Annotated in this window: 15 protein-coding genes; all 15 read left to right on the forward strand. The window is 69.1% G+C overall.

Features of this window, described 5'->3' with window-relative positions:
- A partial coding sequence (locus AC1DXV_RS20800) for a GspE/PulE family protein (RefSeq protein WP_477935318.1) occupies positions 1–1,366 on the forward strand: 1,366 nt, incomplete at its 5' end.
- A 49-nt stretch (positions 1,367–1,415) separates the two neighbouring features.
- On the forward strand, positions 1,416–3,143 hold the full coding sequence (locus AC1DXV_RS20805) for a GspE/PulE family protein (protein WP_477865401.1): 1,728 nt from the start codon (positions 1,416–1,418) through the stop codon (positions 3,141–3,143).
- Positions 3,136–4,371: a type II secretion system F family protein gene (locus tag AC1DXV_RS20810; protein WP_477865402.1), complete on the forward strand. Its 1,236-nt coding sequence runs from the start codon at positions 3,136–3,138 to the stop codon at positions 4,369–4,371. The genes AC1DXV_RS20805 and AC1DXV_RS20810 overlap by 8 nt, the downstream gene beginning before the upstream one ends.
- A gap of 43 nt (positions 4,372–4,414) precedes the next feature.
- Positions 4,415–4,996, forward strand: a complete 582-nt coding sequence (locus AC1DXV_RS20815; protein ID WP_477865403.1) for a prepilin-type N-terminal cleavage/methylation domain-containing protein — start codon at positions 4,415–4,417, stop codon at positions 4,994–4,996.
- Positions 4,974–5,822 (forward strand): prepilin-type N-terminal cleavage/methylation domain-containing protein, encoded by an 849-nt coding sequence (locus AC1DXV_RS20820; protein ID WP_477865404.1) that lies wholly within the window; start codon positions 4,974–4,976, stop codon positions 5,820–5,822. Before AC1DXV_RS20815 ends, AC1DXV_RS20820 begins: the two co-directional genes overlap by 23 nt.
- Positions 5,823–5,862: 40 nt before the next feature.
- Positions 5,863–6,288 carry an agglutinin biogenesis protein MshP gene (locus tag AC1DXV_RS20825; protein ID WP_477865405.1) on the forward strand — a complete coding sequence of 142 codons (426 nt, stop codon included), beginning with the start codon at positions 5,863–5,865 and terminating at the stop codon, positions 6,286–6,288.
- An 8-nt stretch (positions 6,289–6,296) separates the two neighbouring features.
- The gene (locus tag AC1DXV_RS20830; RefSeq protein WP_477935320.1) at positions 6,297–9,860 is read left to right on the forward strand and encodes a PA14 domain-containing protein; all 3,564 of its coding nucleotides are present in this window, start codon (positions 6,297–6,299) and stop codon (positions 9,858–9,860) included.
- Position 9,861: 1 nt separating this feature from the next.
- A complete protein-coding gene (locus AC1DXV_RS20835; protein ID WP_477935322.1) occupies positions 9,862–10,917 on the forward strand; it encodes a hypothetical protein in 1,056 nt (351 codons plus the stop codon).
- A gap of 9 nt (positions 10,918–10,926) precedes the next feature.
- Positions 10,927–11,517, forward strand: a complete 591-nt coding sequence (locus AC1DXV_RS20840) for a PilN domain-containing protein (RefSeq protein WP_477866799.1) — start codon at positions 10,927–10,929, stop codon at positions 11,515–11,517.
- Positions 11,514–12,158, forward strand: coding sequence for a hypothetical protein (locus AC1DXV_RS20845; RefSeq protein WP_477935324.1), 645 nt, complete (start codon positions 11,514–11,516; stop codon positions 12,156–12,158). Before AC1DXV_RS20840 ends, AC1DXV_RS20845 begins: the two co-directional genes overlap by 4 nt.
- Entirely contained in the window at positions 12,155–12,580 is a 426-nt protein-coding gene (locus AC1DXV_RS20850) for a hypothetical protein (protein WP_477866803.1), read from the forward strand. The genes AC1DXV_RS20845 and AC1DXV_RS20850 overlap by 4 nt, the downstream gene beginning before the upstream one ends.
- A 47-nt stretch (positions 12,581–12,627) precedes the next feature.
- On the forward strand, positions 12,628–14,388 hold the full coding sequence (locus tag AC1DXV_RS20855; protein WP_477935326.1) for a secretin GspD/PilQ domain-containing protein: 1,761 nt from the start codon (positions 12,628–12,630) through the stop codon (positions 14,386–14,388).
- 207 nt (positions 14,389–14,595) lie between these two features.
- Positions 14,596–14,967, forward strand: a complete 372-nt coding sequence (locus AC1DXV_RS20860) for a prepilin-type N-terminal cleavage/methylation domain-containing protein (protein WP_477866807.1) — start codon at positions 14,596–14,598, stop codon at positions 14,965–14,967.
- A 3-nt stretch (positions 14,968–14,970) separates the two neighbouring features.
- The gene (locus AC1DXV_RS20865; protein ID WP_477866809.1) at positions 14,971–15,414 is read left to right on the forward strand and encodes a pilus assembly FimT family protein; all 444 of its coding nucleotides are present in this window, start codon (positions 14,971–14,973) and stop codon (positions 15,412–15,414) included.
- A gap of 136 nt (positions 15,415–15,550) precedes the next feature.
- On the forward strand, positions 15,551–16,250 hold a 700-nt coding region (locus tag AC1DXV_RS20870), incomplete at its 3' end, for a substrate-binding domain-containing protein (RefSeq protein WP_477935328.1).

Raw genomic sequence — 16,250 nt, forward strand, 5'->3', positions numbered from 1 at the left:
CGATTCGCCCGACAGGCCGATCGAGTTCACCGCCGCCGATACCGGCAAGCTGATGGAGACGCTGGAGAAGGAGCACTCCGACCTGCCCGGCTTCGAGGACGAGCGGCAGATCGAGCAATCGGACAACTCGCTGGTGCGGCTGATCAACAACATGATCATCGAGGCGCACAAGGAAGGCGTCTCCGACATCCACATCGAGAGCTACCCGGGCCGCGACAAGATCAAGATCCGCTTTCGCAAGGACGGCACGCTGCGCACCCACCTGGAGCTGCCGCCGAACTACCGCAACGCACTGATCGCGCGCATCAAGATCATGTGCGACCTCGACATCTCCGAGCGCCGCAAGCCGCAGGACGGCAAGATCAATTTCTCGAAGTTCTCGGCCCAGCACAAGATCGAGCTGCGCGTGGCCACCATCCCGACCAACAGCGGGCTCGAGGACGTGGTGATGCGGATCCTCGCGTCGGCCAAGCCGATCCCGCTGGACAACCTGGGCCTGAGCCCGTGGAACCTGAAGCACCTGAAGGAGGCGATGGAGCGCCCCTACGGCCTGGTGCTGTGCGTCGGCCCGACCGGCTCGGGCAAGACGACCACGCTGCACTCGGCGCTCAGCCACATCAACGTGCCCGAGCGCAAGATCTGGACCGCCGAGGACCCGGTGGAAATCACCCAGCCGGGGCTGCGCCAGGTGCAGGTCAACCCGAAGATCGACTGGACCTTCGCGAAGGCGCTGCGCGCCTTCCTGCGCGCCGACCCGGACGTGATCATGGTCGGCGAGATGCGCGATGGTGAAACCGCGCAGATGGGCGTCGAAGCCTCGCTGACCGGCCACCTGGTGCTGTCCACGCTGCACACCAACAGCGCACCCGAAACCGTCACGCGGCTGATCGACATGGGCCTCGATCCGTTCAACTTCGCGGACTCCCTGCTGGGTGTACTGGCACAAAGGTTGGTGAGACGTTTGTGCCCCCACTGCCGTGTGGCACGGTTGGCATCTCCCGACGAAATCGACGAACTTCTGCACGATTACTTGCATATCTGTCCGCAAGATCACCCTGGGTTCCAACCAGACGTGATCCGAACAGAATGGACAGAACGATTCGGCCAGAACGGCCAGTTGATGCACTACCACAGCCCCGGCTGCGACAAGTGCGGCGGCACCGGGCAGAAGGGGCGTGCAGGCCTGCACGAGCTGATGATCGTGTCGCGCGAACTGCGCCGGCTGATCCAGACCAGCGCACGTGCCGAGCAGCTGCTGCAGTGCGCGCTGCTCGAGGGCATGCGCACGCTGCGCCAGGACGGCATCGAGAAGGTGCTGCAGGGCGCGACCAGCCTGGCCGAGGTGCGGGCGACCAGCAACACCTGAGCGCCCCTGCGAGGGCACGGCCCCCGGCGCGCCCCGGGGCCGCGTGGCCATGAACGCCCCGCTGGCACCCGTGCGCCGCGAGAAGCTGCGCCTGGGCGACGTGCTGCTCGCGCAGCGCCTGATCTCCGAAGAGCAGCTGGCGCAGGCGCTGGAGCTGCAACGCGCGAGCGGCCGCAAGCTCGGCCGCGTGCTGATCGAGCGCGGCGCATTGACCGAAGAGGCGCTGGCCCATGCGCTGGCGCGCCAGCTGCGCGTGCCGGTGGTCAACCTGAACAGCTTCCCGCTGAAAGGCGAGGTGGTGCGACTGCTCGGCGAGGCGGCGGCGCGGCGCCACCGCGCGATCGTCCTCGAGGACCGCGGCGAACACCTGCTGGTGGCCTTCGCCGACCCGCTGGACCTGGCCGCCCACGACGACATCTCGCGCCTGCTGAAGCGCAGCATCCAGTCGGCCGTCGCGCCCGAGAGCCAGCTGACGCCGGCCTTCGACCGCCACTACCGCCGCACCGAAGAGATCACCGGACTCGCGAAGGCCCTCGAGAAGGACATCGGCGACGCGGTCGATTTCGGCACGCTGCAGGCCACCGTCGGGCAGGAAGGCGCGCCGGTGGTGCGGCTGCTCGAATCGGTGTTCGAGGACGCGATGCAGATCGGTGCCTCCGACGTGCACATCGAGCCGCAGGAGCACGAGCTGCTGATCCGCAGCCGCATCGACGGCGTGCTGCAGACGCAGACGCAGGCCGACAAGCGGATCGCCGCCGCGCTGGCCCAGCGCCTGAAGCTGATGGCCAACCTCGACATCTCCGAGAAGCGCCTGCCGCAGGACGGGCGCTTCTCGCTGCGCCTGCGCGATCGCACGCTCGACGTGCGGCTGTCCACGCTGCCGTGCCAGTACGGCGAATCGCTGGTGATGCGCCTGCTCGGGCAGGGCAGCCAGGTGCGTCGGCTCGACGACATCGGCATGCCCGACGACATGCTGGCGCGCTTTCGCGAACTGCTCGGCCGCAGCACCGGCACGGTGCTCGTCACCGGCCCGACCGGCTCCGGCAAGACGACCACGCTGTACGCGGCACTGTCCGAGATCGACGCCGAGCGCAACAAGGTGATCACCGTCGAGGATCCGGTGGAATACCGCCTGCCCGGCCTGATCCAGGTGCAGGTGAACGAGAAGATCGAGTTGAGCTTCTCGCGCGTGCTGCGCGCGATGCTGCGCCAGGATCCCGACGTGATCCTGGTCGGCGAGATGCGCGACCCCGAGACCGCCGAGATCGGCCTGCGCGCTGCCATCACCGGCCACCTGGTGCTGTCGACGCTGCACACGCGCGATGCGGCCAGCGCACCGTTCCGCCTGCTCGACATGGGCGTGCCCGCATTCATGGTGGCGACCGCGCTGCAGGCGGTCGTCGCACAGCGGCTGGTGCGCCGCAACTGCACGCAGTGCTCGCGCCCGCACCTGCCGACGGCCCAGGAGGGCGCCTGGCTCGAGGGGATGACCGGCAGCGATGCCACCGCCACCCAGCGCGGCCGCGGCTGCCAGCTCTGCAACGGCACCGGCTACGCCGGGCGGCTGGGAGTCTACGAGATGCTGGAGATGGACGCCGGGCTGGCCCACGCGGCCACGCACGGCGACCCGGCCGCCTTCCTCGCGGCGGCACGCGAGCGCATGCGCGGCCGCACGCTGGCACACCGCGCCTGCGACCTGGTGCGCGCCGGGCAGACCTCGATCGCCGAGGCGATGCGCCTGACCAGCGAATTCCACCAGGACGCCGGCCATGGATAGGTTCCACTGGAAAGGCCGCAACGCGCGCGGCGAACTGATCGCCGGCACCTTGAACGCGCCCACCGAATCGGCGGTGGCCGATCAACTGCTGGCCGGCGGCGTCACGCCGGTGCACATCACCGTGAACGATGCCGGCGCGGTGGCGGCGTCCCCGGCGTGGTGGCAGGCCCTGCGCGCAGGGCCCGTCACGCTCGAGGACATGCTGGTGTTGTCGAGGCAGCTCTACACGCTGCTGCGGGCCGGGGTGCCGCTGCTGCGCGCGCTGGCCGGGCTGCAGGCCTCGGCCGTCAAGCCGGCGCTCTCGCGGGTGCTGGCCGACGTGCGCGCCTGCCTCGACCAGGGCCGCGAGCTGTCGGCCGCGCTGGCCCGCCACCCGCAGGTGTTCACGCCGTTCTTCATCGCGATGACGCGGGTCGGCGAGATGACGGGCCGGCTGCCCGAGGTGTTCCTGCGGCTGGCCGAGCACATCGAGTTCGAGATGGACATCCGCTCGCGCATCCGCCAGGCGCTGCGCTACCCGGCGATGGTGGTGGTGGCGATGGGCATCGCGCTGGTGGTCATCAACCTGTTCGTGCTGCCGACCTTCGCCTCGGTGTTCGCGGGCTTCAAGACGCAGCTGCCGCTGATGACGCGCCTGCTGCTCGGCTTCTCGGCCTTCACGCTCGCGTGGTGGCCGGGGCTGCTGGCGGCCGGCACGGCCGGCGTGGCCGCGCTGCGCTCGTGGCTCGCCACGCCGGACGGCCGCTACCGCTGGGACCGGCTGAAGCTGCGCCTGCCGATCGCCGGGCCGATCGTGCAGAAGGCCACGCTGGCGCGCTTCGCACGCAGCTTCGCGCTGGCGTCGCGCAGCGGCATTCCGCTCAGCCAGGCGATGACGGTGGTCGCGCAGACGGTGGACAACGCGTGGATCGCGAGCCGCATCGAACAGATGCGCGACGGCGTCGAGCGCGGCGGCAGCCTGTCGCGCTGCGCCGCGGCCAGCGGCATCTTCACGCCGGTGGTGCTGCAGATGATCGCGGTCGGCGAGGAGACCGGCGAACTCGACGCGCTGCTGCTCGAGATCGCCGGCATGTACGAGCGCGAGACCGCCTACGGCATCAAGGGCCTGGCCAGTGCGATCGAGCCGCTGCTGCTGCTGGTGATCGCCGGCCTGGTGCTGGTGCTGGCGCTCGGCGTGTTCCTGCCGCTGTGGAGCCTCGGCCAGGCGGCGATGGGCCGGGCCGGTTGATATGTACTCTCCAGCAGCACCCGCAGGCCCCGATAAGTCCGGCATGTCCATCCTGCCATCCGGTCATCTTCATCAGCGCGGCCTGTCGCTGATCGAGCTCGTCGTCTTCATGGTCGTGCTGAGTGCGGCGCTGGCGGGTGTGCTGCGGGTGTTCATCCAGGCCGGCGCGCACAGCGCCGATCCGCTGCAGCGGCGGCAGGCGCTGGCGATCGCGGAGGCCTTGCTCGACGAGGTCGAGCAGATGTCGCTCACCTGGTGCGATCCGGACGACGCCAATGCGGCGCTGACCGTCACCAGCGCGGCCGGCTGCGCCAGCCTGCCGGAGGCGATGGGCCCGGAGTCGAACGAGACACGCACCGCCACGCCGCCGTTCGACAACGTCAACGACTACCACGGCTATGCCGAGAACGGCATCGTCGACATCACGAACACGACGATCTCCGCGCTGTCGGGCTACCGCGCCTCGGTGGCAGTGACGACGGCGGACCTCGGCAACAGCTACTACCCGCTGACGGCAGCGAGCGGCGCCGTGCTGCGCATCAGCGTCACCGTCACCAGCCCGGACGGCAACACGCTGACCCTCGACGGCTACCGGACCGCCCATGCGCCCTCACCCGCCATCTGATCGCCGGCGCGGCTTCACGCTCGTCGAGGCGGTGATCGTCATCGCGATCACCGGCATCCTCGCCGCGATCGTCACGCGCTTCATCGCGCAGCCGGTGCAGCTCTACCTGGCCACGCAGGCCCGCGCCCAGCTGGTCGACGTGGCCGACAACGCGTTGCGGCGCATCGCACGCGAGCTGCGCGTGGCCTTGCCCAACAGCCCGCGGGTCTCGTCGACGGGCCTGTCGCTGGAGCTGATCCCGACCACCGGCGCCGCCCGCTACAAGACGGAGGGCACGGACCGGCTCCAGTTCGGTACCGTCGACACCTCGTTCGACATCGTCGGACCGCCGCTGACGCTCGGCAGCGCGCAGCAGCTGGTGTTCTACAACCTCGGGCCCGGCATCACCGGCTCGGATGCGTATGCCGCCAACAGCAGCGCCACCGAACAGTCGAACTCGAACCGCCGCACCGCGACCAACGCCGCCGGCAGCGCGACGACGATCACGGTGAGTTCGCTGTCCGGCCTGCCGGTCGGTGATTTCTCGGCGCCCTACCGCGTGTTCGCCGTCGACACGCCCGTCACCTACCGCTGCGACCTCGGCGCCGGCACGCTGACACGCTACAGCGGCTACGGCTTCCAGGCCACGCAGCCGGACCCGCCGAGCAGCGGGGTTGCCAGCGTGCTGGCCACCGGCGTCACCGCCTGCAGCTTCACCTACGACGCCGCGGTGTTCGCGATGCGCGCCGGCCTGGTCAGCCTGCAACTGAGCCTGGCCGCCAGCACGCCTTCGGGCACTGAAAGCATCACCCTGCACCATGAAGTCCACGTCGACAACCTGCCTTGAACGCCCCCCGGGCCGACGCCTCGCACACCGTGGCTTCACGATGGTGTCGGTCGTCTTCATCCTCGTCGTGCTGGCCGCGCTGGGGGCGGCGCTGGCCGACATCAGCCAGCGCCAGCACCTCGCGGCGGCGTCCGACCTGCAGGCCGCGCGCGCCTACCAGGCCGCGCGCGCCGGGCTGGAATGGTGGGCGTACTGGCAGGCCAATGCCGGAACCGCGAACGGCGACTGCATGGCAACCAACAGCATCGTGCCCGGCGGCACGCTGAGCGGCTTCACCGTCACGCTCAGGTGCACTCGCACCCCGTCCACCTACCCCGATACGGCGAGCGACGGCAGCAGCGCGCTGACCTTCTGGGCGGTCGTCGCCAATGCCTGCAACGCGCCGAGCAACGGGGCATGCCCTTCCACTGCCACGGCCGCGGCGACGTATGTCGAGCGGCAGCTCACCTGGACGTTCGCACGATGAAACGCACGATGGCGCTGCTGGCGGGGGTTCTGGCCGCGGGGGTCTGCATGACCGCCACAGCCGGCGAAGTCACCGGTGTTCGCGCCGAGTACTTCAACATGTACTCGGGCGGCACGGACTTCACGTTCAACAGCAGCGCGGTCGCCCTGGACCGCATCGAGTCGACGATCGACGTCAACGGCATCACGTCGGCTCCTGCAGGTGGCATCAACAGCACCTACTACAAGGTCCGCTACACCGGCTACGTGCTGATCCCGACCAACGGCACCTACACCTTCACCGTACAGGCAGCGGACGGCGTGAGGCTCTACGTGGACTGCGATCTCAGTGGCAACTTCAGCGCCACAGAAAAGCTCATCGAGAGCTGGACCACCCGCACCACGGCCACCACGGTCTCCGTGCCGTGCCAGAACCAGTTGAGCGCCGGCAGCCGGTATGCGTTCACCTACGAGTACTACCAGGCGACCGGTGCCGCGACGGCGCGCCTGCAGTGGGCCGGCCCATCGCCGATCGGCTCGACCGCGACCGTCATCCCGCGCAGCGACGGAACCATGGGGCTGACGACCGGCGTCAGCGACAGCACGGCCCCGACGTTGTCATCCGTCCAGCTGCTCTGCGGCTCGAGCACCCAGGTGCTCGCGCGGTTCTCGGAGCAGGTCGAGAGCAGCAGCGCACAGACGGCGTCGAACTACGCGGTCTCCGGCCACACCGTCAGCGCGGCGACCTTGCAGCTGGACGGCAAGTCCGTGCTGCTGACGGTTTCACCGGCCCTCTCCCAATCCGAAACGCTCACGGTCAGCAACATCGTGGACATGGCCACCGGGCCGGCCAACACGATCGCTACCACGTCGGCAACCATCAGCTACAGCGCGAACTACAGCAGCGGACTGACCGGCACGTACTACGACCAGAACGCCACGGCCGGCGCCTTCTTCACCGGCAACACCGTCACTCGCACCGACTCGACGCTGGACTTCACGTGGTCCTCCTCCCCGGTCAGCGGTATCCCTAGCAGCAACTACAGCGTCCGCTGGACGGGGGCAATCCTGGTGCCGACCACGGGCTCCTACACGTTCAGCATGCAAGACCAGGGCAATGCCCGGCTGTGGATCAATGGTGCCTACTACGCGGGCGATTGGTACGACACCGAGCCCGGCACATCATCCGTCTCGGGTTCTTCCATCACGCTCACGGGTGGCACCTATGTTCCGGTCACCGTTGAGTCGTGGCATGGGACCGGCAGCAACCTCGCTGTGCTGCGATGGAAAAAGCCCGGAAGCAGTTCACACGTTGCCATTCCCTCCACCCAGCTGTACCACTGCACGAACACCCCCGGCTTCACCGTCACGGCCAGCAACAGCGGGACGATCTGCGGATCGACGTCGGTGACGGTCACCGCGCTGAACAGCGATGGCAGCCGACGGACGAGCTACACCGGGTCCGCCACGCTGAGCACATCGTCGGGCAAGGGCAACTGGAGCGCAGGCTCGTCCCCGGCCCCGAGCGGCACGCTCGACAACGGCACGGCCAACGACGGCAGCGCGAGCTACACGTTCGTGGCCGCAGACGCCGGCACCGTCCAGCTGAAACTCGCCGATGTGCCGGCCAGCACCTTCAGCATCACGGCGGCGGACGCCTCCGGATCGGGCACCTCGTCCACCATCTCGGTCAGCGGCAGCAACGCGTTCAGCTTCACGGAAGACGCCGCCGGCAAGATCTCGGGCAGCAACGTAGCGGTCGCCGGCCGGCCGCACGACTACACGGTCACGGTGACACGCAGCGACTCGAGTTCCTCGAACTGCAGCACCGCCACCGACTACACCGGCAGCCACTCGCTCAAGATGTGGCGCGCCGATTCGAACGGCAGCTGGACGGCGCCCACCGTGGTCTCGCCCGCGCTGACCATCCCCGCCGCGCAGCCAGCCTCCAGCAACATCACGTTGAACTTCAGCAGCGGCGTCGCCAGCTTCAATGTCGGCACGACCGATATCGGACGCTACAGCTTCAGCCTGCAGGACGATTCGCAGAGCTACACGAGCGCCACCATCAGCGGCACGGGCAATGCGCTGACGGTGCGGCCCTTCGCGCTGGTGGTCAGCAACTTGTGGTGCGAACACAGCTACTTGAACCGGCCTGTCAATTTCTCGAACACTGCCGAGGGGGATACCCTTTTCTGTCGTGCCGGCATAAGCTTCAAGGCCGATGTCGGCGCCTACCGCTGGACGTCCTCGATGGCCGGCAACGGAACCGATGGCAACGACGACGGCCTGCCGGACAGCACGGCGACGCTGGCGAACGTGACAGCTGGCGGCCTGGCACCCTTCTTCAACAGCGCCGTGACGCTCCGGCCCCTCGCGGGCAGCCAGGTACCGTCCACCGGAGTGCTGGGCACGCTGAGCTATGGCAGCAGCATCTCCGGCTTTTCCGGTGGCAAGGCCACGCCGAGCACCCTCAGCTACTCGGAAGTGGGAAGCTTCCAACTCGACAGCCAATCGCTCGTCACCGATTACCTGGGCAGCGGCCTGACATTGAATGGCTCGCTGTTCACGGACGCCCTCGCAACCACGTCGAGATCGGCCGTCGGGCGCTTCGTTCCTGCCAGGTTCGCCGCCGACAACGCGAGCGTCACGCTGCGCCCGCAGAGCGCTTGCTCGCCCACCTCCACATTCAACTACCTGGGCGAACCCTTCGCCATCAGTTTCACGCTCACGGCACAAGACGCACTCGGCAACACGACGAAGAATTACACCAGCAGCTACGCCAGGCTCGATCTTGGCAACGCCGGCACGCTCCAGCTGGCAGGCGTCAGCGGCAGCACGGTGTTCTCTGCCACCTCCAGTTCACCCCGGCTTTCACTCGGTTCCTTCTCCGCGGCCTGGGGAAACGGCACCGGGACTGCCGCGGTCACCGTCACCGCCACGGCCGAGCGCGCCAGCTCACCGGACGGTCCCTTCGTCGATGCCACGTTCGGAATCGCCCCGGTCGACAGCGACTACACGGCGATGGGCTCGTTCGACCTCGACGCCGACAGCAGCGTCAGCGGCAACGACCACAAGGCGCTCGTCACCGTGCCGCTGCGTTTCGGCCGCCTGCGCCTGCAGAACGTCATCATGCCTCGCGGCCTCCGCGCGTCCWTTCCCATGGTGGCCCAGTACTGGAACGGCAGTGCGTTCGTCACCAACACGCTGGACAGCTGCACGACGGTTCCTGCGAGCACGCTGAACTTCGGCAACTACCGCCTGACGATGGCGGCCAGCGATACCACCGTGCTGGCCGGCGGTTCGACGCTCACGCTCTCTGCCGGCAGCGGCAGCATCCCGCTCGAACCGATCACCAGCGGACACCGCGGCACCTTCGACATCGCCGTCAGCCTCGGCAGCAGCGCCACCGACTACGCCTGCCTGCAACCCTGGACACCCGGCAGCGGCGACGCCGCCACCGCCGGCGCAGGCCTCTCCTACCTGCGCGGCGCCTGGTGCGGCAGCAGCTACGACCGCGATCCATCGGCGCGCATCTCCTACGGGCTCTACCGCGGCGCCGACAAATTCCTCCACCAACGCGAGAACCACTGACATGACCCTGCGCTGGCCGTGGACACGCCCCACCTCCCCCGATTCGCTGGCCATCTCGTTCGACGGCAGCACGCTGGTCTACGCCCAGGTGTCGGCCATCGACGGCGGCAAGCGCCCGCTGCTGCGCCGCTGCGGCACGGTGCCCGTCGACACCGCACGCCCGCAGGAGCTGGCCGGCCGCCTGCGCGCACTCGGCCTGCCCACGCGTTCGGTCATCGCCTTGCTGCAGGTGCCGCAGTGCCAGCTGCTGCAGATCGACACCCCGGCGGTCGCCCCCGAGGAACTGAAGGCCGCGGCCCGCTGGCGCATCAAGGACCTGGTCGACTGCCATGTCGACGACCTGACGATCGACGTGATGCACGTCGGCGACGGCCGCGCGCACGGGCCGAAACAGGCCTTCGTCGCCGCAACACCGAACCGCGTGATCCAGGACCTCGCATCGCTGTGCGAAGCGGCCGGCCTGCAGCTCGCCACCATCGACATCCGCGAGACGGCGCAGCGCAACCTGCAGTGCGCCCTCGCACGGGCCGGCGCCCAGGGCGACCGGGCCGGCGCGCTGCTGATGCGCCACGGCGAACACTGCCTGCTGACGATCTGCGCCCACGGCGAGCTGTTCTACACCCGTCGCTTCGCGTGGGAAGGCGTGCTCGCCGCCTCCCCTTTCGGCACCCCCACCCTGCCGCAAAGCCTCTCGCAGCCGATGCCACTGCTCGATGCCGGCGAGATGCCCGACATCGTCGACTACGGGGCTGAGGTGGCCATCGAGGAAGACCACGCCGAGCCCCCCCGCATCGTCATCGAAGTGCAGCGCTCGCTCGACCTGTGGGAGCGTTCCTGGCCCGGACTGCCGCTGAACGGCATCACGGTCGACGCCGGCGAGTCCAGCAGCGCGCTCGCCGCCATGCTCGCGCGCCAGCTCGGCCAGCCCGTCGCGACGCTCGATCCACGCCCGGTGTTCGACGGCGTCATGGCGGCCTGTCGCGGCGACGGCGCGCTCGCGCGCACGGTGCTGCCGCTGCTCGGCGCGCTGCTGCGCGACGACCCCCGCACCCGCTGAAGCCGACCCATGCCGCAACAGATCAACCTCTTCAGCCCGATCCTGCTGACGCAGCCTCGGCACTTCTCGGCCCGCACCCTGGTCCAGGCGCTGGCCCTGCTCACGCTCGGCATCGCGGCCCTCTGCGCATGGACCGCGGTCCAGAACGCGGCGCTCGGCCGCGCGCTGCAGGCTACCTCGCAGCAGCAGGACGCCGAACGGCAGACGCTGCAGCGCGCCATCGCGGCCAACCCGGGCGCGGCCGCCAGCACCGCGAGCCTCGAGCAGAGCCTGCAGTCGCTGCAGCGGCGGCTGGCCGAGCGCGAGCAGACCCTGGCCGAGCTGTTGCGCGGTCGCATCGTCGACGGCCGCAGCCATTCGGCACGCCTGCGCCTGATCGCCCGCACGGTGCCCGCATCCGCCTGGCTCGACGAGATCGCGATGCAGGGCGACTCGCTGTCGCTGTCCGGCCGCACGCTCGATCCATCGGCGCTGAAGCCGTGGCTCGCCGCGCTGGCCGGCGAGCCGCTGCTGGCCGGCCAGTCGCTGACGGCGCTGAAGGTCGACCAGGCCGGCGACGACTGGCGCTTCACGCTGGCGCTGGCGGGAGTGCAGCCATGATGCTTCGCTCCCATCGAAAGCGACTGGCGCATCGCATCGACGGCCTGGGGCTGCGCGAGCGCTGCATGCTGTTCGCGTCGATCGCGCTGCTGATGGCCGCGGCCGCGGATTCGTTCGTGCTGTCGCCGGCCCTCGCCGAACAGAAGCTGCTGGCGGCCCGGCTGAAGCAGGACAACGCCGAGCTCGTCACGCTGCGCGCCCGGCTCGCGCAGGCCACGCACGCGCCCGACGCCGAATCGCCAGTGATGCGGCTGCGCCGCGACATCGCGCGACTGCAGGCCCGGCAGCAGGCCGTCGACGCCGACATCGAGCGCCTGGGCGCCACGGGCGGCGAGCGCACGGCGCTGGCGCAACTGCTGGAGCGCACGCTGGCGCGCCACGAGCGCCTGACGCTTCGCAAGCTGGCAACCGCCGCCGATCCGCCGTCGTCGGCGGCTTCCTCGGCCGTCACGAAGACCGCCGTGCGCTGGCAGGGCGTCGATCTCGCCGTGAGCGGCAGCTATGTCGACCTGGTCGAGTACCTGGCCGCGCTGGAGAGCGCCCTGCCCGGCCTGCGCTGGGATGCACTGAAGCTGACCGCCAGCCCGTCCGCGGCATCGACGCTCACGCTGCGCCTGTACCTCGTGGAGGGCACGCCATGAGCACACGCCACGGGACACTGCGCCGGTTCGGCCGCTGGCTCATCTGCTGGCTCGGCTGCTGCTCCCTCGGCGCGGCCGCCGACCCGCTGCGCGACCCGATGCAGCCACCGGCCGCCGCCGTGCCGGCTGCGAGCGCCGGCGCGCCCCGCGACGCCACGGACGAATCGCCTCGCCACATCACCGTGATCGGCAACACCCGCCACGTGGTGGACCGAGGCCGCCAGCTGTCGGTGGGCGACCTGCTGGGCGGCAGCCGCATCGAGCGCATCGACGACGACGCCGTCTGGCTGCGCGACGCGCAAGGGCTGCGCCGGACGCCGCTGTATCCCGGCGTCATCCGGCGCCCCACCCCCACATCCGCCCTCACCCCCACGCCGCCTCAGGCACCGAATCGATCGCCCGCAAAGGATCTCCCGCCATGAACCCGTCCCCTGCAGTGACGCAGCTTTGCCGCACGGGCCCGCATCGGGTGACCCTGCTGTCCGCCATCGCCATCGCCATCGCCATCGCCATCGCCATCGCGCTCGCCGGCTGTGCCGACCAGCCGCTGCGCACCGCCAGCCCGAACGCCAGCCTGCAGGCCGAGCTGGCGGCCGCGCTGGCGCAGCGCCCGCCTTCGACACCGGTCTCGACCCCCGACACGCCGGTACCGCCGGCGCCACCGGCACGACCCGCGGCATCGCTGCCGCCGCCCGAATCACGCTTCGACCTGATCGTCAACGGCGCCCAGGTGCGCGACGTCTTCCTGTCGCTGGTCACCGATTCGCGCTACAGCATGCTGATGCACCCCGATGTGGGCGGCACGATCTCGGTGACGCTGAAGGGCGTGACGATGCGCGAGGCGCTCGAATCGCTGCGCGAGGTCTATGGCTACGACTACAAGATCGACGGCCGGCGCGTCACGGTGTTCCCGCCGACGCTGCAGACGCGCATCTTCATGGTGAACTACCTGCACACGCAGCGCAGCGGGCGCAGCGACATGCGCATCAGTTCCGGCGCCCCGCCGGCGAACAGCGATGGCGGCAGCAGCACCGGCAACGGCAGCAGCGGCAGCACCGCGTCGAGCGGCAGCCGTTCGCGCGGCAGCGACACCGAGGGCAGCCAGGTGTCGACCACCTCGAAGAGCGACTTCTGGAGCGAGACCACCGAGGCGCTGCGCGCGATGGTCGGCACCGCGGCCGGCCGCAACGTGATCGCGAGCCCGCAGTCCGGCACGATCGCGGTGCGTGCGATGCCCGACGAGCTGCGCCAGATCGAATCCTTCCTGCGCAGCACGCGGCTGTCGGTCGAACGCCAGGTGATGCTCGAGGCGAAGATCATCGAGGTGGAACTGCGCGACGGCTTCCAGAGCGGCATCGACTGGTCGGTGTTGCGCAGCCGCTTCTCGATGGGCCAGAGCAGCGGCAGCGCCGGCAATGCGCTGGTCAGCAACGGCAACGGCCTGCCGACGCTCGCCAGCGGCACGTCGTCGGCGCTCGCCGATGTCGTCGGCCTGCCGATCTCCGGCAGCGGTGCGACCGGCCTGGCGCTCGCGAGCGGCGGCTTCCAGTCGATCCTCGGCTTCCTCGAGACGCATGGCGACGTGCAGATCCTGTCGAGCCCGCGCGTCGCGACGCTGAACAACCAGAAGGCGGTGCTGAAGGTCGGCACCGACGACTACTTCGTCACCAACGTGTCGGGCGGCAGCATCACCACCGGCACCTCCACCAGCACCGGCACGACGACGCTGCCGACGCTGACGCTCACGCCGTTCTTCTCGGGCATCGCGCTCGACGTGACGCCGCAGATCGACGAGGCCGGCATGGTCACGCTGCACGTGCACCCCTCGGTGACCTCGGTGGTCGAGAAGACCAAGCAGATCGACCTCGGCACCATCGGCAACTACCGGCTGCCGCTCGCCTCGAGCAGCGTCAACGAGACCGACACGGTGGTGCGCATCCCCGATGGCGCGATCGTCGCGATCGGCGGGCTGATGCAGGTGGAGTCGTCGCGCCAGAGCTCGGGCCTGCCCGGCGCGAGCAGCAATGCGATCACCGGCACGCTGTTCAACAACCGGGTGAACGCCGGCCGCAAGAAGGAGCTGGTGGTGCTGATCAAGCCGACCATCATCCGCGGCCCCGAGGACTGGCAGCGCATCACCGAGCAGAGCCGCGCATCGCTCGACGAGATGGAAGGCCAGCGCCGCGTGATCACGCTCGACGGTGCGGCGAAGAAGCCGGGCACACGTTGAGCCGACCCGTCGCATTGGTTTGCAATGGTTTGCAATCCTGACGAGAGCCTCTCGCGAATCTGCATGCTCTCTCCAAAGTCGCTTGTCAGCATTCACCTGCCAGTCAAGCGAACCCAGGCAATCGGGCCTGTTCGCAGACCCCAGTCGTTCGAGGTGATTCCACCGGGCGGCGTCGCTGGCAACAACCGCCTTTCAAAGGAAGTCCCCATGAAGAAGCAAGCTGGTTTCACCCTGATCGAACTCACGATGGTCATCGTCATCCTGGGCGTGCTGGCCGTGACGGCGCTGCCGAAGTACATCGACATGAAGAAGGACGCGCAACAGGCGGCCCTCAACGCCATGGCCGGCAGCCTGAGCGCGGCCTCCGCGATCAACTACGCCGCCAAGAAGGCAGGCAATACGTCAGCCGTTGCGATCGCGAATTGCTCGACTGTCTCCACCCTGCTGCAGGTCACGATGCCGACCAACTACACCATCACGGCCGCAGCCGTGGCGGCCGATGCGACGGTGTCGTGCGTTCTCAAGGACTCGAACAACAATACGCTGACAGATGCCAACTTCTCCGCCATCGGCACCTGAACCATGCGCGGCCGGCTTGTCGAAGCGGGCTTCACCCTGATCGAACTGGTCATGGTGATCGTCATCATCGGCACGCTGGCCGTCTTCGCCCTCCCCCGCCTGGTCGACACCAGCTCGTGGCGCCTGCTGGCCTTCAGCGACCAGCTGCAAAGCCAGCTGCACACCGCGCAGCGCCTCTCGCTGACCCAGCGCCGCCCGGTGATCGCGACGATCACCGCCACCGGCGCGAGCGTCGCCTACGTCAGCGGCGCCACCCTCGCCACGCTGCCCTGCCCGTCGGCCGTCGCGAGCTGCATCGCCGGATCCGGCACGCGCACCATCACCTTCAACGCCGGCAACTCCGGCCAGGCCCTCACCTCCACCGGGGCTGCGCTGACCATCACCGTGAGCGGCGACGGCTACTCCAGCGCCTTCACGGTCGAGAACGACACCGGCGCGCTGCACTGACGCGGCGCCAGGCCGGACGCCGCGGGACAAGCCCTGTCCCGCCCGAGCGGGTTTCACCTGAGTTTTCGCGCCCCGGCGAAGTGGCTACATTGCCTTCCCGGTCTCGACTCGGGACCTGCATGAAGGAGACCCGGCCATGGCGTTCATCCTCACCCGTTCTTTGCAGCTTGCGCTGCTGCTCGGCCTCGGTGGCAGTTTCGGCACCACCGCGCTCGCCGCGCCACCCAAGGTCGTGACCACCGCGAACTCCGACCCGCAGTGCTTCGCGCCGTGGAGCACCACGACCAAGCTGTTCCAGTACCCGGCCAAGAAGGGCCCGTACCGCATCGCGCTCGCCAACGGCTACATCGCCAACACCTGGCGCATCCAGATGATCAAGACGGCCAAGGCCTATGCGGCGCAGCCCGAGGTGGCCGCGAAGCTGAAGGAGTACAAGGTCGTCTCCACCGGCGAAGACGTGGCCGCTCAGATCGCCGCGATCAACAACTTCATCGACTCCGGCTTCGATGCGATCGTCGTCAACGCGCAGAACCCTGCCGCCTTCAAGCCGGTCATCAAACGCGCGAACGATGCCGGCGTGGTGCTGGTCGCGTTCGACAACATCCTCGACACCGAGGAGGCGATCAACGTCAACGTCGACCAGAAGGGACTGGGCACCTACTGGGGCCAGTGGCTGATCAAGAACACGCCGAACGGCGGCAAGGTGCTGGAGGTGCGCGGCGTCTCGGGCACCTCGGTCGACCGCGACCGGCACGACGGCATCCAGGAGGCGCTGAAGGCCTCCGGCAAGAAGTGGGAGACCATCGAGGTGATCGGCAAATGGGACGACCCCACCT

The sequence above is a fragment of the Rhizobacter sp. P3_C12 genome, from assembly GCF_056402735.1.